Consider the following 18,799-nt stretch of genomic DNA (forward strand, 5'->3'; position numbering starts at 1 on the left):
ACAGACGTTAACCGTTAGCGCCTGAATTCCTCGGCAAAGATGCCGAGGGATAGCCACTTGAGCATGCGAGGTCGCATACTCAAGATCATTCCTACGCTGGCCGCCGCGGCCGCCATCAACATAAGCCATACCAACACAGCCATAGTTGCATGGTCTGCTTTTAAACAGCAAAGTGCCGATAAGACAATTGCGCTCCAGCCCGCCAGACGTAAGCGCCTTGATGCCGGTTTTCCTGATCTAACTTGCTTCCAGTGACCTGGCAGAGATAATGCTAACCAGCCCATTGCCACGAGCATTAAAATGATGGCGGGAATAAGCCATACCGTGCTGTTATTCATACGCAGCCTCAGAGGAAGATTGTTCCTTTTCTATGGATTCTGATTGCAAGCGTGCAGCCGCTTTCCAGCTCGTAGCTGCAACCGCTAATAAACTTAAATCTACGCCTGCCACCGCCCAGTATGGGGTAGTGAAGATTGTTTTAATTAAATGATCTCCCGTTGTCAGCCAGTTGGCGGTAACTGCTGTAATGGCCAACGCAGTAATAATGAAACATTGCTCGCGCCAAGCGGGATTTTTCTCGCCACGGACAACCGGGGAACTGCGCAGGGTTGCGTGTAAAAAGCTGAAACTTAAAGCAATACAGAAAATCCATTTCTCCCAGTCGCCTTTATTTGCTAAATCAGCGGGTAATATACGGTTGGCCACTAACATGCTTACTGCCGCAATGATGATGCCTGTGACCGTCGTAATGGCAAATGCATCAACGATGCGACTACCTTGGCTGTTATTTTTCGCGTGCTGTTGCTTACGTTTCTCGGTGAAGAATATAAAGCCGGTTGCAATGCATACACAGCCAAGTAAGCCACCTAAGACGTAAAGCCAGCGTAGGAACCAATGTTCAAAATGCTGAAGGTGTAAGCCGGTTAAAAATTCCGCAATACTCTTCGCGGTTGAGTGCGGCGGGTCTTCACGCAATACTTCGCCGTTGCTGGATTTAAAATGTATGCCTTCACCGACAAGCGATACACGATCACTGCCAGCGCGATAAATGCTGACGTAGCTGTTGGCATCACCGACATGGTGAACCATTAAGAATCCAACTTCACCTGCCATATCGCGTGCAGCCCAACGTCGTTTTGCCTCGGTTACCATATCATCAACAGAGGCTATCTGTGCTGTAATACCTAAACGCTGATGAGGTAGTCCTGTAGCATTTGCTTCCATGGTTTCATGCATGTCATGTAAGGGTTTGAGCATGGTATTGGTAACGGGTAGATAGTAGAAAGCCGCAAAAATAATAAGGCCCGTAAGTGCAAAAAAGAAATGGAATGGTAAGGCAACGACGCCACTCATATTATGTAAGTCTAAGGTTGCACGCTGTGTTTTCTTTTCTCTGCGGAAGGTGAAAAATTCACGAAATATTTTACGGTGAATCCAAACGCCACTCACCAGCGCTACCAACATAAAAAAGGCTGCAATACCGACAATATAGAAGCCGATGAAATTCCAGTTTAAATTAAGACTGTAATGCAGTGGGTAAAACCAGTCGCTGCCGATTTTCAGGGAATTACTCGGCAATTCTTCGCCGCTGCGCGGATCAATCGTGGCCCTGCCGTGAATATGATTATGCTCTTTGGTATTCAATGGTTTTGGTACGCGAAAGCCAATGCCCATAAGCAATACAGGATCACGGTGCGTGGTATATGCCCAGTATTCGTCAGCAGGCAACTCGGTGCGTGGTGTTATATCCCCGGCAGCGGAATCATGATAGACCGGCATTAAACGATTATATTCTGCGATGTCCGGCTCGGTACGATTAAATACATCTATGAGCACGTTATCGAATGACGGCATAGGCTGTGGATCGAAACGGGTATCTGGAATAGCCCAGCGATCAATCTCTCTGTCGAATACCGAGAGCGCACCGAAGAAAAAACAAATCATCAACACAAAGCCAAAAATCAATCCTAGCCAAGTATGTAGCCATGCCATCGCTTGGCGAGTATTCGCAAATTTCACCTTGATTCCTTCTATTGAATTACTAGTGTTTGTAGCCCATAAGCTAGGGTCGTCATGATCGCGCCGCCGACAAATGTCATGACATAGGGGAGCCAGCTTGTTTGACGGATAAAATTCCAGAAAAACATGAATAGGAATATCGGAAACGCTAGCAAAAAGCCGATGGTTTCTGCGTTGTGAAAATCACCACCTAGATACACCATGCCACTAATCAAAAGGGACACTAAGCCCCATGTGAATAGGTAGCCGCCAAGAAAAGCGGCTACTACTGGGGTGACATAACTTCTGGTGACTTGCCAGAATAAAGTCATAACGTTACTCAAAAGTTGTATTTGGCAGAAAGAGAAACTGTACGTGGAGATCCATATGCGATTTGGCCGAATGTTCCTATGTTGGTGTAATAGGTTTCGTCGGTTAAATTATCGACGTTCAGTTGTGTGCTAAATTCTGGGGTTATTTGGTATTTGGTCATGAGGGATACCAAGGCAAAGGCTTCCTGTTGTACTTTTTCAGGGGTACCAGAGACTGGGTTAGTTGCGGTTGAATAGCTTTCACTTTCCCAATTAATGCCGCCACCGACTGTTATTTTGTTAAGTGCGCTGGGAAGTTGATAGCGAGTGTATGATTTGAAAATACTGCGAGGTTGCTCGGTATTTATTTTTTCGCCTTGAGCATCTTCAACTTGGTATTTAGTCCAGCCGAGCTGAACTTCCCATGCTTCCGTTAGTGCGCCTACCAATTCTATTTCATAGCCTTTCGACGTTGCACCTTCCGCTTCTTTGTATGCTTGATCGACGGAACCATTGACGGTACTGCTACCGTCAACTGTTGCTAAATCATCTTGTAATGTTTTAAATACAGCGACCGTTGCCAACAGTTGATCATCTACAAAACCTGCCTTTACCCCCAGTTCATAGCTGTTGCCAGAAATCGGATTGAGCGGTTGTCCGTTTTGCTTGCGTTCATTTTGAGGCGAGAAAATTTCGGTGTAACTAGCGTAAGCGGTATAAGTGTCATTGAACGCATACAACAATCCCAAGTAAGGAGTGAAAATACCATTGTGTTTAATGACTTGTGCTTCATTATAAGCCGCTGCTTTACGATCAATTTCTAAATTGGTTAAGCGACCACCAATGATGGTCGAAAATTGTTCTGTCCAGTTAAGCCGTGTTGATGTGTATAGCGCCGTCTGGGTGTCGATTTGTTCTTCGTATAGAAATCGTTCGCCCCAAACGTGTTCAGGATAATTCTTGCCATCCCATTCATTAAAGTCACCAATGGGTGCTACGCTGCTGGCGAATGCGGAGAGGGCTGTAAAGTGGCGTTCAGAACGGGATACGCCAACAGACACTTCTTGATCGCGGCCAAACATTTCATACGAGCCAGACGCAAAAAGATCCAACATATTGTAATCAGACTGGGTACCGAAGTTGCCGCCTGAGTATGCTGTAATTCCGTCGCCAGTTGCGCGGTTTGGGTTACCGGTTACGTATAGTAATCGTGATTCAGCGTCCGAAGTACCGTAGTTATAACGGGCATTTAAATCCCATTTTTCATTTAGGCTGTGTTCAACTTCGGCAAACACGTTTTTGTGTGTCGTATTCCAGTAAGTCCAGTCAGCCGACGTGGTTTTAGAACGGCTATAATTGGTGCGACTACCGTCGTCGTACCAGCCCGGAATTCCTCCCCAAGTCGCGCCGTTGTTAATATTTTCTTGAATACTGCCGCCTAATGTCAGAATTGTATCTTTTAATAGATCAGCTTCTGTCGTGGCGTAGATAATGTTCTGAGTGCTGTCACCAACGTCTCGGAAAGAATCTTGCTGCTCACGGTGAATAACCGTACGGCCACGCACGCTGCCTGATTCATTTAAACCCGACGCTAGGTCGAGTGTTGCGCTAATTTCATTGCGGCTACCTAAGCCTAAGTCTGTTGTTCCAGTGAACTCTTTGCTATCTGCGCGTTTGCGTACAAGGTTGATCGCTGCAGATGGATTGCCACTACCAGACATTAAGCCGGTGGCACCTTTAATGACTTCAACTTGGTCATAAATAGTGGTGTTTGCCGAGTTCTCACCGGTTCCCCAGCCTGGGTCAAAGAGGGTAGGTACGCCATCAATAAGAATAGTATTAATTTCAAAGCCGCGTGAGTAATAGTATTGCCGAGCACTGTCGTATTCTTTAACCGAAACTCCGGAGGTTTGAGATAACACATCGTTTAATGTGCTCAGGTTTTGGTCTTGCATGCGTTGGCGGCTGAACACACTAATGCTTTGTGGTGTCTCTTTAACCGTTAAAGACAATCCAGCGGACGAGCGCGTTGTTGAATCGGTGTAAATCGCATCACTTAGTTGTTCTGTGCGCTCAGTGCCGTCAGTTGGTCGCTCTGCGGAAACAGAAATCGTATCGAGATTGATTACTTCTTGTTCGTTTTCGGCATGAGTCGATGTTGACGTGAATATGGTTGATGCTGCAACAGCTAATAACGCGTGGCTTAGTGGGTGACGCTTAAATTGCTTGCAATCAGTGCCGTCAAATAACTTCATGAGCTTTCCTCAGTGATCGATTTGCGGCCATTATATTAGATGATAACGATAATGCAAATAATAGTTGTTATCATCTAAGTGTGTGTCTGACGAATAGAAAACGCGAGGACGTGGAAAAGAGAAAGTGCGTGAGAGGGGGATTGATTAGTGAGGGACATTCAAAGCTGATCAACTCAGCTTTGAATTGCTAGGTCAGAAAGATGGTAGTGCTAACTTGCTTCTACAATCCCTGGTATTGCGGCTTTTTTCCAGTCGTAAACTGTGTACCAGTCGACTAACTTCTCGCATTTACCGTTCTTTATTCGCTGAGAAATGATGTCGGCATTTTTCGTTCCCATTACGGCAACGACAAATATTTCAGAGCCATCCTTACCTTTGCCTGCGGTATCTATGCTGTAAAGTAAGGTCCAGCCTTTGGCTTTTGCGGCGAGCGAAATGTCTGCATTGACGTCCACACCCTTATAAACATGTGTTCCCCATGCTAAACCTTTATCGTCACGCCATAACTGAAAAATACAACCACTAAAGCCACCGCTGGCCAGTACTTTTACATTGTCGGCGCATGCCATGGACGTTTTTTGATCTTGAAAATTAATATATTTTGAATCGAAATTAACTTGCTCAGCTTTAAATCCAAGACCTTGTCCGCTAGCGGTATCTACCAAGGTCATTCCGCATAAATAATAGTCTTCTACACCTTTCTCAGGGAAAGCTGCGGACGTCTTAGTCATCCATGCAGCATTTTTTCCTCCGTTATTGAAGAATAAAATATTTTTTCCTAGCTGAACGACTTGATCTGAGGTGATATCCATATGGCGTCCTTTGCATTTCTATAAAAGGGTTTGGTTGGGAAGCGCATAATATTAATTCGATTGAATTTATCGTGCTATGAGTTTCTTACTTAATATTTAGGTTATATCGTCCATCTTTTAGAGTATGTCGTATTTTGGCTTGTTGACCATTTGTGTTGTAAGGGGATTGCAATTAGAAAATTGTATTAACTCGCGAATCTATTGTTTACCTCGGGTGTTCGACAGAGAGAGATTGGACTATTTTATGCAATAGCTCCTGTTACATGCACTATACGAATAGCGATGGTGTACTGCACCAGTTCGTTGCTATGCTGAAACTAAGTCGGCTCATGGAGATGGATTATGCGTATTGGCGTTCCGAAAGAGATCAAGAACCATGAATATCGCGTTGGTTTAACGCCGCAGAGTGTTCGTGAGCTTATACAAGCGGGTCACGAGGTCTGGGTCGAAACCAACGCAGGACATGCTATCGGCTTTAGTGACGATGCGTATCTCAACTCCGGAGCCGCTATCGCGCCGGACGCGGCTGCTGTATTCGTAGAAGCTGAACTAATTGTTAAAGTGAAAGAGCCGCAACCGCAAGAAGTTGCATTGCTCAAGCCCCATCATACTTTGTTTACCTACTTGCACCTTGCGCCTGCGCCCGAATTAACTCGTGGCTTGATGGCTAGCGGTGCCGCCTGTATTGCTTATGAGACGGTTACTGATAACGCTGGACGACTTCCCCTATTGGCTCCTATGTCTGAGATTGCTGGCCGTATCGCTGTGCAGGCTGGTGCTCATTGCCTTGAAATGGAAGCTGGTGGTCGCGGCGTTTTGTTATCTGGTGCTCCCGGCGTTCCCGCTGCGAACGTACTGATTATTGGTGCGGGTGTTGTTGGTGTAAATGCGCTCATGATGGCCATTGGTATGGGAGCTGATGTCACCATTATGGATACATCCATGCCGCGCTTGCGCGAATTAGATCAGCAATACGGTAATCGTATACAGACCGTGCTGTCGACGGTTACTGCTTTGGAAGATTGCTTACCTGAAGCGGATCTTGTCATTGGCGCTGTGCTCGTGCCCGGCGCAGCGGCTCCCAAGTTAGTGCGACGTAGTCATTTAGAAACAATGAAACGCGGCTCTGTCATCGTGGATGTGGCTATCGATCAGGGCGGATGTGTTGAAAGCGCTCGGCCAACGACGCACAGTGACCCAACGTATGTAGAAGAAGGTGTCGTTCATTATTGTGTCGCAAATATGCCGGGAGCCGTGGCGAGAACCTCAACACTAGCGCTAAACAACGCGACTTTACCGTTTGCTTTGGCTTTGGCAAATAAAGGCACAAAGCAGGCTTTGTTGGATGACACGCATTTGATGAAGGGGCTCAATGTTTTTGCAGGAAAGCTAACGTCGCCAGAGGTTGCTAGTAGCTTAGGAATGGAGTTAGCTGATAGAAAAATCCTGGTTAATAACGCTTAAAATTAATAAAAAATAGCACTGAGTTTTACCTCAGTGCTATTACATTTAATGCTATTAATTAAGTCGATAATTATTACTTAATAAACAGCATTTCACGATACTTAGGCAGTGGCCATAACTCGTCTGCGACCAATGTTTCTAGCAAGTCGGCAGATGTACGAATATCTACCATTAATGCGCGTACATCAGCGGCTAAGAAGCTCATGTGTGCTTCGGTGGTATCGAAGTGTTCGGCTTCTAATGCCGCGCTGAGCTTTTCAACCGATGCCATCATAGCAGTGGCAGCGGCTGCCACTTTGGTGGCTGGTGAGTATTCAAGAGTAAAACCAGTCGATGCCATGCTCGACAAGTATTTAACCGCTGCTGGATAAATCATGGTGGTGGCCATTTCAATTACCAGCTTAGCTTCTACTTCAATCGAAAGAACATACTGTTCAGCATAAACCTCAAAACGACTAGCTAATTCAGTTGGCGTAAGTACGCCAGTACTTTCAAATAAATCGATGACTTCTTTTTCTTTCAATGCTGGTAATGCATCGGCAGTGGTTGGTGTATTTCTTAGGCCGCGTTCTTCTACCGCCATTTTATGCCATTCAGAAGAATAGCCGTCACCACCGAAGATAACGTTGCTGTGCAGTTCCATCAGTTCTTTGATAACCGCAAAAGCCGCCGCTGCTTTGTCCTTTCCGCTTTCCAATTGAGCTTCTAGCTTTTCAGCGATCCACTCTAATGAATCGGCTAGCATAGTGTTCATAGCCACAAGAGGGCCAGCAACTGACTGTGATGAGCCGACGGCACGGAACTCAAAACGGTTGCCGGTAAAGGCAAATGGAGAAGTACGGTTACGGTCGCCGGGATCGCGTTCAAACTTGAGAATTTGCGACAAGCCCAGATCCATTAGGCCGCCACTTTTAGGAACATGCAGTGCGCCGGTCTTGATGTCGTCGAATACTTTTTCTAATTGGTCGCCTAAGTAAACCGATAAAATCGCTGGGGGTGCTTCGTTAGCACCTAGACGATGATCGTTCGACGCTGATGCGATAACTGCACGCAATAACGGGCCAAACTTGTGCACGCCACGAATAACTGCGCCACAAAATAGCAAGAAATTAAGGTTGTCGTTTGGCGTACTACCAGGATCAAGCAGGTTGCCTTGAGTCGCATTACCAACCGACCAGTTAACGTGCTTACCTGAACCATTTACGCCCGCGAATGGCTTTTCATGTAGCAGGCAGAAGAAACCGTGCTGTTTTGCTGTGGTTTTCATCAAGGTCATCAGTAATTGTTGATGGTCTGATGCAATGTTTGCTGATTCGAAGTAAGGCGCGATCTCAAACTGACCAGGAGCCACTTCGTTGTGGTGGGTTTTCGCAGGGATTCCTAAGCGATATAACTTATCTTCGAAATCTTGCATGAATACCTGAACACGCTCAGGAATCGCACCGAAGTAATGGTCATCAAACTGCTGACCTTTTGCTGGTGATGCGCCAAACAAAGTGCGACCTGCGAGCAGAATATCAGGGCGCGCATTGGCAAATTTTTCGTCGATCAAGAAGTATTCTTGTTCTGCACCACAGCTAGAGTTTAGGGTAGCGATTTCATCTTCACCCATTAACGCCAGTACTTTCTGAGCCGCTGTGTTCATCGCTGCGTTAGAACGTAGTAGTGGGATTTTTTTATCCAGTGCTTCACCTGTCCAAGACATAAATACGCTTGGAATCATCAACACAGCGCCATTAGGCGTATGCATGATGTACGCAGGGCTTGTCGGGTCCCAAGCGGTATAACCACGCGCTGCGTTGGTCATACGTAGGCTGCCGTTCGGGAACGATGAACCATCAGGCTCGCCCTTGATTAGCAAGCTACCAGAGAATTCAGTGATTGCAGCGCCTTCCGGATTGGTAATAATAAATCCGTCGTGTTTCTCAGCGGTGGCGTTGGTCATTGGGTAGAAGATATGTGAGAAGAATTTAGCGCCCTTCGCCATCGCCCAATCTTTCATCGCCGCAGCCACATCATCGGCTACGTCGTTAGGTAATGCAGCACCACTTTGAACCGTTTTCTTCATTGCTTTGAACGCAGATTTAGAAAGTGATTCTTCCATCTGAGCCAAACTGAATACATCGGTTGCCCAGATTTTTTTCAGTGAATCGGTCATTTTGGTTTCAAATGGTACTGCATTACTGATTTCTGCAATTGCGTTAAAACGAGATTGACTACCGCTCATACACTTCCCCTGAAGATTCATTTTTTATGTGTGAATTCGTAAATAGTTGTGGTCTGAAACTGCTCAATAGACCATCTGCTGGAATATGTTTAGCAATAACCGAACCAAGGAGCAGCTACTTACGTAATATGCAGTGGCGCAAAGTTGCCAAATAGGTTGGCTGGATAGTGATGCGATAAACCATATTTGATGGGACACTGTTATCTTGCTGATTGGATAGAATGCTTTGTAAATGGCCAGCTCAGCTTTCAACTGTACTAGGCTAGCACTTGTTGGAGCGGCCTCAGCTAACGGTATCGTTCCAATTCTTCCAGCAGCCAATCACGGAAAACGTTTACTTTTAGAGTATTTTTATGGCGTTCTGTCGTCAGCAGATAGTAGGTCAATCCTGTTAGGGTTTCTCCAGTTGGGTGTGGTGACAGCCATCCGTTTTGCAGGGCGGTGTGAGCTAAGAGCGAACTGACGAGCGCAATTCCTTGTCCTGCTAAAGCCGCTTGAATAACATGATGTTCTTGATCGTACGACATGATTTTTAATTTCATTTTATTGAAATTATCGTTCGGAAAATATTTATCCCAAGTTATTCGAGGTAGGTCTGGATTTTGCCAGGTAGTTTCTATTAGAGTCGCATCTTCAATCAATGGGAAATCTTTTAGGTATTGGCTGGTTGCATACATGCCAAAACGTTCGGTCACAAGTTTGGTGCCATATTTAATGGCACCAAACTGTCCATAACGAATAGCGAGATCAATTCGTTTATTTTTTTGTAAGTCCTCAAGATGCTCATTTGTTTTTATCACGACATGAATTCCGGGATGCTGTCGATAGAATTTGTCTAGGTTAGGCACTAGCCACTGAGCAGCAAATGATGCGGTTGTACTGACCGTTAATATGGTTTGGTTGTTGGATATTTCTTCTAGTACGTCAGAAATCTGATGCAAAGAATGGTAGGCAGCCCTTGCCAGTTTCTCTCCTTCCGGAGTTAATTCAATTGCCCGTATTTTCCGTTCAAACAGTAACGTTCCAAGTCTTTCTTCTAATGCCTTTATTTGATGCGAGACGGCTGTCGGTGTGACATTTAATTCTACAGCGGCCGCTTTAAAACTTAACAGTCTTGCTGCCGAATCAAACACTCGAATACTATTGAGTGGAGGTAGATGAGAAAACATAGTTTGGCCGTATAGATGAAATTAACTCATCTATAGATAAGAAATTATCGTTTGTCAATCACAGCTGTAGATCACATCATCATACGACCTTTAATTGCTGGAAAACTTAATAAGGAAGGTTTTATGACAACGATACTCCACATAGATGCAAGCGCAAGAAAGCTTGATAAATCAAGACAGCACCGAAACTCCATATCACGGTCTTTAGCAGATAGCTTTCGACAGCTGTGGCTTGCAATAGAGAGCAATACAAAATTCATCTATAGAGATCTGGGCGAAAATCCACCGAATTTTATTAGTGAAGATTGGATCGCGGCAGTATTTACACCAGATGAACAGAAAACGCCTGAGCAAAATGCGTTAACCGCGTTGTCGGATGAACTCATCGCTGAAGTGGTAAAAGCCGATATTATATTGTTATCAACGCCTATGTATAACTATGGAATGCCTGCGGCACTAAAGGCATGGTTTGATCAGGTTATTCGAGTCAATAAAACCTTTGATTTTGATTTAGATCGAGGGGATTTTCCGCTGCAATCCACTTTGTGCGGAAAAATAATGGTTCTTCTTACATCCTGTGGTGAATTTGGTTTTCATGCCGGCGGTATAAGAGAAAAAATGAATCATTTAGGCCCACATATTGAAGTTGCGAGTCAATATTTGGGTGTCGAAAAATTCTATGAAATTCGCTCTGAGTATCAAGAGTTTGGTGATCAACGACATATTGATTCACTTAATAATGCTCGTGCCCAAATAGTCGCGTTGGTTGAACAATTGGCCGTTCACGAATTCAACCCTTTCATACCTTCTACGGTGTAGCGCTGACCGATAACGGGAAGATTGGCGGTGAGGGTTTCGAGATGCCGTTGTTCTGCGAGTGTCAGGTTAATTTCTGTCGCCGCTGCATTTTGCTCTAGGTACTTAACTTGTTTGGTGCCGGGGATGGGCACAATATTGGGGCCTTTGGATAGCAGCCACGCGAGGGCTAACTGCGCAGACGTGCAGCCTTTTTGCTGGGCTAATTCGGCGATGGTGTTGGCGATACGCTGGTTTATTTCGATGGCGTCTTTTTCAAATCGCGGCAGCTTGGTTCTAAAGTCGGCATCGTCTAGCTGAGCGGTGTTCTGAAATCGGCCCGCTAAAAAGCCGCGACCAAGAGGTGAATAAGGTACAAAGCCAATCCCAAGTTCTTGGCAGGTGGGCAGGATGTCTTGTTCGACGTCTCGCGACCAAAGCGAATACTCCGTTTGTACGGCGGTGATGGGGTGTACGGCATGAGCACGGCGCAGTGTTTCGGCGCTGACTTCGCACAGTCCTATATGGGCGATCTTTCCGGCATTTACAAGACTCGCCAATGCTGCAATCGTTTCTTCGATGGGGTGCTCTGGGTTGATGCGATGTACGTAGTAAAGGTCAATTTGTTCTATGCCCAATCGCTTGAGCGAAGCTTCGCAGGCACTGCGAACGTAGCTCGCGCTGTTGTCGATGGTACGCTGGTATTCACCCGGTTTACGAACAATGCCAAACTTGGTGGCGATACGAACCTTAGGCTTGTTGTTGGCGATGAAGCGGCCAATTAACTCTTCGTTATGATGCGGGCCATAGGTGTCTGCGGTATCGAGTAAGTCGATACCAAGGTCAACAGCTCGCGCCAGCACTTTAAGGGATTGATGGTCGTCTCTTGGGCCATAAAACTCACTCATGCCCATGCAGCCTAAACCGAGGGCCGATACCGTTAAATCGCGACCGAGTGTTCTTTATTTCATGATATGTCTCCTTATCAACTCGATGAATACTGTGGCATTATTCAATAATGAAAAAAATGAACGATATCGGTAATCGTATTTCCGAATTTGAAAAACAGATGCCGCAAGGCTGGGTCTGGGATGACACACGGGCTTTTCTTGCCGTTGCCCGCCACGGTACGTTAAGTGGTGCCGCTACAGAACTGAATTTGGGGATCGCGACACTGTCTCGCCGTATTGAGCGCCTTGAAAAAGCGTTAAAGCTACCGCTGTTTGTGCGTCTACAATCGGGCTATCAGCTGACCGAGGAAGGTGGTCGATTAATCGCCAAGGCCGAAGCATTGGAAATAGCCGCCGCTGATTTTTCGTCAGAAGTTTCTGTTCAAGAACCCTTAAACGGCCGCGTGCGTTTGGCGACCGCTGAGAATTTGGCCAATGGACTTATCTTGCCGGCATTGCCTGAGTTCTATCAACAATATCCCGGCATTACGCTGGAGCTGCTGACCAACAGTGCGACAGTGAATTTGCATCGTCGCGATGCGGATTTGGCGCTGAGAATGGTTAAACCCGACACTGGGCATGTCACGCTACGTCGCTTGGGTACATTGGGGTATGGGCTTTATTGCAGCGCTGAATATGCAGCACAGCGTGAGACCCATCCGAATACTGGCAGTTACGATAGCGATCGTTTTATCACTTGGGGTGAGATGGAAACTCAATTGCCAGCCGCGCTGTGGGTTGAGCGGATTTTACGAGGCCGTGCGCCGGTACTGACAACGACCTCGCTGACAAATCAGGTGGTCGCCGCCAAAGCGGGACTGGGGCTAGCGGTTTTGCCTCATTTTGTTACGTTGGATACGGGACTGCTGTGTATTGATTCCAATATTGGGATTGAGCAGTCTATCTACTTAGTGGTTCAGTCTGACTTAAATCATTCGCGCCGCATACGCGCCGTCGCGGATTTTTTGATTGATTTGGTCGATCGCAATCAGGCATTGCTGAGCGGCTGATTTCCTTGAGTATATTAGCCATATGAATTTCGAGTGACGCTATAGCCAATTTTATCCATTTGGTGCAAGCGACGGGAAAGGGTGGTTTAGGTATGGGGCGTAACATGTGAAATTGTAAGAGATTAACGATCTAGCGAGTTATCCTCATCAATTTAACTCTTCCAACCTTCGACGAAAAACCAAGCTTCTCGTAAAACTCCTCAAGCTCCGGTAAATAATACAGTTCTAGATGTTGTACATACTTTAGATCTTGGTGGGATCGAATTAAATCAAGTAAGGTTTTACCAATGCCGCAGGCTCTACGGTCTTTCGCTACGATGACATCGAAGATAAATGCTTTAAAGGTAAAATCTGTAATAACTCTAGCGAAACCGACCAGCGTCTCTGCTTTATCAAGGATACCAATACATATCTGTGAACCATGGATATAGCGATGCGTTTCTTCAAGACTACGGCCTTTTGACCACCATTCGCTTTGATAGAGATGATGAAGCTGCTCTATTTGTTTTGTCTTGAATTGGTAGATAACTTCCATGATTGATCCTGAATCTTGTATTTTTAGATACTTTACCGAAATGTCGAACCTTAGTATTGTTTATCGCATAAATAATTATAAGAGACGAAAGCCATGACATCCTCAATGTTAAATGTACCCATTAAAGCCAAAGACTTATCATTTTCGCCGGCAATATTGTTTTTAACAATAATAGTTTCACCTATGGCTTCGGCCGATTTTTGTAAAACTGCTAGAGCGAGTATAGAAATAGAAGCCCCTGCTCGAACCGTCTTTCAAACAATTACCGATGTTGATTCATACCCTGATTGGAATCCATTTATATTAAGAGTGGAACCGTATGGTGTAGACATAACTCAGGCCGGTGCAGAATTCGATCTTATAGTACCGAATCCGTTAGGATTTGGAATATTAATGAGCCCAGAGAGAACGGTAGTCTCACTAGAACCGAACCTATTTCGCAACGGCGGTATTATTCGTTATCAATCAACGATTTCATCGGCAGAGGAATTAGGCGGGCCTGTTCGAGCGCAAATAGTCAGCAAAATTGATTCAAATACGACACTGTATGAAACCGAAGAAACCTTCTGTGGCGCATTTTCTGATTTCTCTTACAATTTCGCACTTGAGGGGTTTGAGAAACAAACCGAAGCGTTAAAAGTTGAAGCAGAGCGCAGAGCATTATCTTTTTGGTAGGCATGTTCATTGTGATTAGGCTATTGCCCTAAATTAAACGCCCAGATTCGCGTTTGCGCTGGATTTCAAAATACAGCGCGACTGCAAGAATAACCGCAAACACAATAGAACTGTTGACTGTACCAAAACCAAGGCCACCATGATCCAGATCCTTGGTCAGCAAATCACCAAAGGTCGCACCAAATGGCCGCGTAAGCACAAACGCAATCCAGAATAAAACCAAAGTCGAAACCTTAGTATAAAAATGCAATAAGACGATTACGCCAAGTATCGAACCAATCAACAAGGCACTGGTTAAGAAGCCTAATTCTAGATCGTCGGCTAAATAATCACCCGCTGCCGTTCCTAAGGTATTTGCAATCAAAAAGGCTAACCAATAAAACGTCTCCGCGCTGGGGGTACGAATATTTTCGACCGACAACGAACCTTCAGCCTTGTACCAAGCCGTTAAAATAACGATGAGCAACGCCAACAAGAGCAGTGCGCCAACGGCATAGCCCAAGCCCAATGTGCGGTCGATAAAATCCGATATGGCTGTTCCAGCAATGGCCGTCGCAGTAAAGGTTAGCCAATACGTGAACGGCTCGTAGCGTCGTAACGACATCTTCACAACAAAAAACAGCAAGAACAAACTAAGAAAAATTGCGATGGTGACGCCATAGCCAAGATCGAATGTCATTGAGAACATATCTGCACCAGTTTCGCCAAGCGTAGTCGATGCTATCTTGATAACCCAATACAAGAAAATGATATGAGGAACACGCGACAGAGCTTGATTCATCATAAGAAAAATCCAAAATAAGCAGTGGAATAGAGAGGGAGTTCTTGCGTGTCAGACTAGCATAGGGATAGAAATCAGCGATTACCTTTACTTTAATTTGCACCAACGCATACATTACCCGAGCGACATATTGGTAAGGCAGGTAAGTTTAAGCCGCACTGGTAATTGGCTAAATACTTCTAAGCAGAAGTCTATATAATATTGGACTGCCATTGATTTATTCGGACGAGCGCTATGTTTTTTGATCGACAAGATGAAAATCTACTGACCCTAACACGCGACGATGCCACCCATCCGTTAGCCTCATATTCTAAACATGCATTTGAGCTGGATGGTTTTGAATGGCCCTCGGTAGAGCATTACTACCAAGCCATGAAGTTCGACGATGCCGAGTATCGCGAACAAATCCGTCAGGCGTCTCATCCAGCCGAAGCATCCAAACTAGGCAAAAGTAGAAAACACCAAAAACGCAAAAACTGGAAAAAGAATAGCGTCACCTATATGACCCGCGGCACGTACATCAAATGCCGTACCCATCCGGATGTGGCGCAAGTGTTGTTGGATTCTGGCGATCTAGCCATTAAAGAAGTTAGTCAGTACGACTACTTCTGGGGCGGTGGCCGTGATCTGCGCGGCGATAATGAATTTGGTAAATTGCTGATGGGTATTAGGGCAAAGTTGCTGGCAGAGAAGGCGAGCATATGAGCGGGAGTGAAACAGATCTCCCGCTTTTTGATGATTAGCGTTAGATCATCTTTCTGGAGGCTAAAAATCCAAATAAAGCAGAGAAAATAGCCGTTATTATCAAGTTCCAAGCAGCTTTACGGTAACTATTTTCTAGATTTTTTAACTTAAATTTATACTCTATATTTATATCTCTCATTTTTACATCATCGTCGGTGGGGCAGTACGGCCTCCAAGTTCCGGTTTGATCGACGTAATTTGTCAAAGAGCCTGTTTCTTTATAGTAAAATCTCGCCATTATTTTCGAGTAATTTTCTCGCTCGTCTGGGGGTAATTCGGCTCTCCAGTCCTCGGGGATGTTAGGATTCGGACTGAATTTATCTGATGGCCTCGATACCTTTTCAAACTTATTCGCATAGTGAAAATAATCTGTACTGAAGATCATTACGTATGAAATCCCAAGAGATAAAAGAAGAAATGAATATCTACGTCTTGGTTTTAGGAATACACGTTTAGTGCCTTCAAAGATAAGAATGATGCAAAAAACATATCCAATCGTGTTCTTGAAGAGTTTAAGTATTTCATGGGAATCTATTAGTGAATCCATTGATCAAGTACCATTTTCATTTTTTAGTTTTTAATATAAGTGTCGCGTTCTAATACCCAACAGCGCGGATTATTACTAAACCCGATATGTTCATAGTAGGTATTCGCTGCTGGCGCGGCAATTAAGATCAACTTACAGCGTGGCTCCAGTTGATTTTGAGTAATTCAAAACAGCTGCCGTGAGGAAATTGAACAAGACTAGTACTGTGCCAATAATCGCCATTTCCCTTCGACTGTAATAGTTAGTCCAAACAGCCTAATGTTTGAATATGAGCCTCCTTCTAAGCTGTCTTCAATCTTCAGTAGTACATCCTCATAGCCATCGGAGTCGAAGTCACCACGAGCGATTTCGCTAAGTACTTGTTTGCCACCATCAGATAAATAAGCAGCTTGGTAATCAGATAATCGTTCAAATTCTACGATTGTATTTATATCTGCCCAATACTGTTTTGAAGCGTTAGTCATCACAGATTTCCACTCGGATTTTGAAGTGACCAAGGCGAGATTTTTTGGCAGCTGTGAAGCAATATCGTTAGATATAATTTGTTTGGGTAGGTAGGTCTTAGACGAGGGTGCCGCGTTAGAAATTAGCCGTCCTGCCTCGCAAGCTGACGTAAGTTCAAGAAATGCAGACTGCTCATTATCGCGTATAGCCCGAAGATCAGATGTTTTGTTATTAAAATACATCTCACAACTGCTAAGTGTTGAAATTCCTTGTTTAAGAGTATTTTTGACATCAATACTGGCATACCATTTTTTAGTGAAAAGAGTCTGAATGTCCTGTTGACTGACAGTCATTACATCGTCGGCCAGTAATCCTGGTAGAGCAAATGCATCTGTCCATTGAGCGGTAAGCGTTGGAGTTGAATATTCACCGTCCTCTCGATCACTAATTCCGTCATTTGCCGCCGAACAGCCTATAGCCAAACCAGAGATTAATAATACCAAAGGAAATCTAAAAATCTCTTTATCTAAAAAAAACATAATTTTACTCTTTGTCATAGTGCTGCTACGCCTGTATCTTTCTTTGCTTTAGCCGCTTTTTCCAGTAAATCTTTAACGTACTTATTCCTTTCTGCTGAAATAGGTGCTGCTCTGCTGGAGTTGTCTGCCGCCTTTTGCCAATCTTTTGCTTTGATAGCCGTGTTAAATGTTGGCCATTTATTTTTGAGGTTCGTCATTCCTAAATTGAAAATTAGATCGAACAGGGCTAGCCGCACATCTACGGGGTAAGTATCAAAATCACTGTATATCCTTTTAAGCTCACCCTCAAATGAAGCAATATTTTTATCTGTAAGAGCATTTATATCAATCTCCGGTAAGGTGAGCTTGGTATGCTTTTTATAAAAAACTGCTAAGCGATTTGCCGGTTGTTTTTTAATTTCATCGTAATCTGTTTTTATTGCTTCGGTACTTGCTTTTAAATTATTACTATCTTTGAATCCTAATTTTTGTGCCTCTTCAACTGTGCTTAATAAATGACCAACACCAATGGTGACATATCCTTTAGAGTCGAGATACATATGATTTAACTTGCCTTCATATTTCTCAAGCTTAGCTCGTAGGGTTTTCTTTTCCTCTGTCGTTGCCATGATTCATCTCCTTATTGACTCAATAGCGCATAAAATTGCAAATGGTCTGAATTATACTTCAAAAATCAGTAATGAACTAATGTGATTATGCTTCTTTCTGTAATAAGTACGAAATTTAATATTTGTTTATTTTAAGTTGGTTGTGTCGTGTCTATTCGACATTTGAAGGAAATCAAGAAACAATGATTTCTGAAATGTACTGATCTATGAATTCTGCGATTTTGAGGGAATTAGCTCATAATTGATATCATTCTAAGGCCTAATTCTCATATTCAGATCAATTGTTGCGTCTCTATATAATTTACTGCATCTCTACGCAAATCAGGATCAGACATATGTCAACGCTCCGCTGTTCTTTTTAATTTTTTCCATTTGTTCGAGATCAACACCACTGCAACCACCATCGATCAAGGCCGATATCAAGCGCTCTCCCACAAAGATAAACGGTGTACTTTTCCTGCTAATCCAAAGAGGTTGCGATGATATAAATTCTTTAACATCAACAGACGCATTTATCCCCCTAAAATAGCGAGCTTCTCTTCTAACATGCACATTAGTTGAATTGATATCAGGACCTGTATAGTACTCCCACTTGACACTTCTAAGCGGGCGCACTAAATGATAATTTCCTTCGAGCTTACTGCCATCCCATAACGTAATATCAACAGGTAAGCGCTGATGCCGCACATCATCAACGTCATCTAATATTTTCAAGGCTTTTTCAGAAATTAATAGAAATTTGGAATACCTCATAACATCAAGAATTTTTGCCCGTTTCTTCTTAATGGCTATCGACATAGCGATATAGAAATCAGGGATAGGGTTTAATTGATATACATGTGTGTTATTGGGCCCTGATTTAATGAGAGCGCAGTCTTTATATACAGTGGTAGAGTCCAGAACATGAAGGCCATTAGCGTTTTCGCTAGGGAGCA

At 44.2% G+C, this 18,799-nt stretch carries 17 protein-coding genes and 1 pseudogene; 5 read left to right on the forward strand and 13 right to left on the reverse strand.

The window, feature by feature from the left end:
- Positions 1 to 14: 14 nt before the first annotated feature.
- The 5 genes from UXZ23_RS11635 to UXZ23_RS11655 all read right to left on the reverse strand — a co-directional run bounded on the left by UXZ23_RS11635 (position 15) and on the right by UXZ23_RS11655 (position 5,376).
- On the reverse strand, positions 15 to 338 hold the full coding sequence (locus UXZ23_RS11635; RefSeq protein ID WP_320820734.1) for a DUF3325 domain-containing protein: 324 nt from the start codon (positions 336 to 338) through the stop codon (positions 15 to 17).
- Complete coding sequence (locus UXZ23_RS11640) at positions 331 to 2,019, reverse strand: PepSY-associated TM helix domain-containing protein (protein WP_320820735.1); 1,689 nt, start codon at positions 2,017 to 2,019, stop codon at positions 331 to 333. Before UXZ23_RS11640 ends, UXZ23_RS11635 begins: the two co-directional genes overlap by 8 nt.
- An 11-nt stretch (positions 2,020 to 2,030) precedes the next feature.
- A complete protein-coding gene (locus UXZ23_RS11645; protein ID WP_320820736.1) occupies positions 2,031 to 2,330 on the reverse strand; it encodes a hypothetical protein in 300 nt (99 codons plus the stop codon).
- Between the two features lie 8 nt (positions 2,331 to 2,338).
- Entirely contained in the window at positions 2,339 to 4,564 is a 2,226-nt protein-coding gene (locus tag UXZ23_RS11650) for a TonB-dependent siderophore receptor (protein WP_320820737.1), read from the reverse strand.
- 209 nt (positions 4,565 to 4,773) lie between these two features.
- Positions 4,774 to 5,376 carry a hypothetical protein gene (locus UXZ23_RS11655; RefSeq protein ID WP_320820738.1) on the reverse strand — a complete coding sequence of 201 codons (603 nt, stop codon included), beginning with the start codon at positions 5,374 to 5,376 and terminating at the stop codon, positions 4,774 to 4,776.
- A gap of 342 nt (positions 5,377 to 5,718) precedes the next feature.
- On the opposite strand from UXZ23_RS11655, the gene ald reads away from it, so the two are divergent.
- Positions 5,719 to 6,840, forward strand: a complete 1,122-nt coding sequence (gene ald / locus UXZ23_RS11660) for an alanine dehydrogenase (protein WP_320820739.1) — start codon at positions 5,719 to 5,721, stop codon at positions 6,838 to 6,840.
- Positions 6,841 to 6,913: 73 nt separating this feature from the next.
- On the opposite strand, the gene UXZ23_RS11665 is transcribed toward ald, so the two are convergent.
- Together UXZ23_RS11665 and UXZ23_RS11670 are read right to left on the reverse strand one after the other, a co-directional pair.
- A complete protein-coding gene (locus tag UXZ23_RS11665) occupies positions 6,914 to 9,067 on the reverse strand; it encodes a glutamine synthetase III (protein WP_320820740.1) in 2,154 nt (717 codons plus the stop codon).
- 287 nt (positions 9,068 to 9,354) lie between these two features.
- Positions 9,355 to 10,236 (reverse strand): LysR substrate-binding domain-containing protein, encoded by an 882-nt coding sequence (locus UXZ23_RS11670; protein WP_320820741.1) that lies wholly within the window; start codon positions 10,234 to 10,236, stop codon positions 9,355 to 9,357.
- A 123-nt stretch (positions 10,237 to 10,359) separates the two neighbouring features.
- Here UXZ23_RS11670 and UXZ23_RS11675 point away from each other — a divergent pair, with 123 nt between their 5' ends.
- Positions 10,360 to 11,055 carry an FMN-dependent NADH-azoreductase gene (locus tag UXZ23_RS11675; protein ID WP_320820742.1) on the forward strand — a complete coding sequence of 232 codons (696 nt, stop codon included), beginning with the start codon at positions 10,360 to 10,362 and terminating at the stop codon, positions 11,053 to 11,055.
- Here UXZ23_RS11675 and UXZ23_RS11680 read toward each other — a convergent pair.
- Positions 11,019 to 11,948 (reverse strand): annotated as a pseudogene (locus UXZ23_RS11680) (aldo/keto reductase); the annotation flags it as partial. The gene UXZ23_RS11675 and the pseudogene UXZ23_RS11680 sit on opposite strands and share 37 nt — an antisense overlap.
- A 101-nt stretch (positions 11,949 to 12,049) precedes the next feature.
- Here UXZ23_RS11680 and UXZ23_RS11685 point away from each other — a divergent pair.
- Positions 12,050 to 12,991 (forward strand): LysR family transcriptional regulator, encoded by a 942-nt coding sequence (locus tag UXZ23_RS11685; protein WP_320820743.1) that lies wholly within the window; start codon positions 12,050 to 12,052, stop codon positions 12,989 to 12,991.
- Positions 12,992 to 13,121: 130 nt separating this feature from the next.
- On the opposite strand, the gene UXZ23_RS11690 is transcribed toward UXZ23_RS11685, so the two are convergent.
- On the reverse strand, positions 13,122 to 13,526 hold the full coding sequence (locus UXZ23_RS11690; RefSeq protein WP_320820744.1) for a GNAT family N-acetyltransferase: 405 nt from the start codon (positions 13,524 to 13,526) through the stop codon (positions 13,122 to 13,124).
- 93 nt (positions 13,527 to 13,619) lie between these two features.
- On the opposite strand from UXZ23_RS11690, the gene UXZ23_RS11695 reads away from it, so the two are divergent.
- On the forward strand, positions 13,620 to 14,201 hold the full coding sequence (locus UXZ23_RS11695; RefSeq protein WP_320820745.1) for an SRPBCC domain-containing protein: 582 nt from the start codon (positions 13,620 to 13,622) through the stop codon (positions 14,199 to 14,201).
- 28 nt (positions 14,202 to 14,229) lie between these two features.
- Here the strand turns inward: UXZ23_RS11695 and UXZ23_RS11700 are convergent, their stop codons facing one another.
- A complete protein-coding gene (locus UXZ23_RS11700) occupies positions 14,230 to 14,985 on the reverse strand; it encodes a hypothetical protein (RefSeq protein ID WP_320820746.1) in 756 nt (251 codons plus the stop codon).
- A 231-nt stretch (positions 14,986 to 15,216) separates the two neighbouring features.
- Between UXZ23_RS11700 and UXZ23_RS11705 the strand changes: the two genes are divergently transcribed.
- On the forward strand, positions 15,217 to 15,687 hold the full coding sequence (locus tag UXZ23_RS11705) for an NADAR family protein (RefSeq protein WP_320820747.1): 471 nt from the start codon (positions 15,217 to 15,219) through the stop codon (positions 15,685 to 15,687).
- Positions 15,688 to 16,470: 783 nt separating this feature from the next.
- On the opposite strand, the gene UXZ23_RS11710 is transcribed toward UXZ23_RS11705, so the two are convergent.
- The 3 genes from UXZ23_RS11710 to UXZ23_RS11720 form a co-directional block, all read right to left on the reverse strand.
- Positions 16,471 to 17,274, reverse strand: coding sequence for a hypothetical protein (locus tag UXZ23_RS11710; protein WP_320820748.1), 804 nt, complete (start codon positions 17,272 to 17,274; stop codon positions 16,471 to 16,473).
- On the reverse strand, positions 17,271 to 17,864 hold the full coding sequence (locus UXZ23_RS11715; RefSeq protein WP_320820749.1) for a glycoside hydrolase family protein: 594 nt from the start codon (positions 17,862 to 17,864) through the stop codon (positions 17,271 to 17,273). Before UXZ23_RS11715 ends, UXZ23_RS11710 begins: the two co-directional genes overlap by 4 nt.
- A 327-nt stretch (positions 17,865 to 18,191) precedes the next feature.
- The coding region (locus UXZ23_RS11720) for an imm11 family protein (RefSeq protein WP_320820750.1) at positions 18,192 to 18,799 on the reverse strand (608 nt) is incomplete at its 5' end.

Origin of the sequence: Thalassolituus sp., assembly GCF_034111725.1 — a bacterium.
Lineage (GTDB): Bacteria > Pseudomonadota > Gammaproteobacteria > Pseudomonadales > Oceanobacteraceae > Thalassolituus.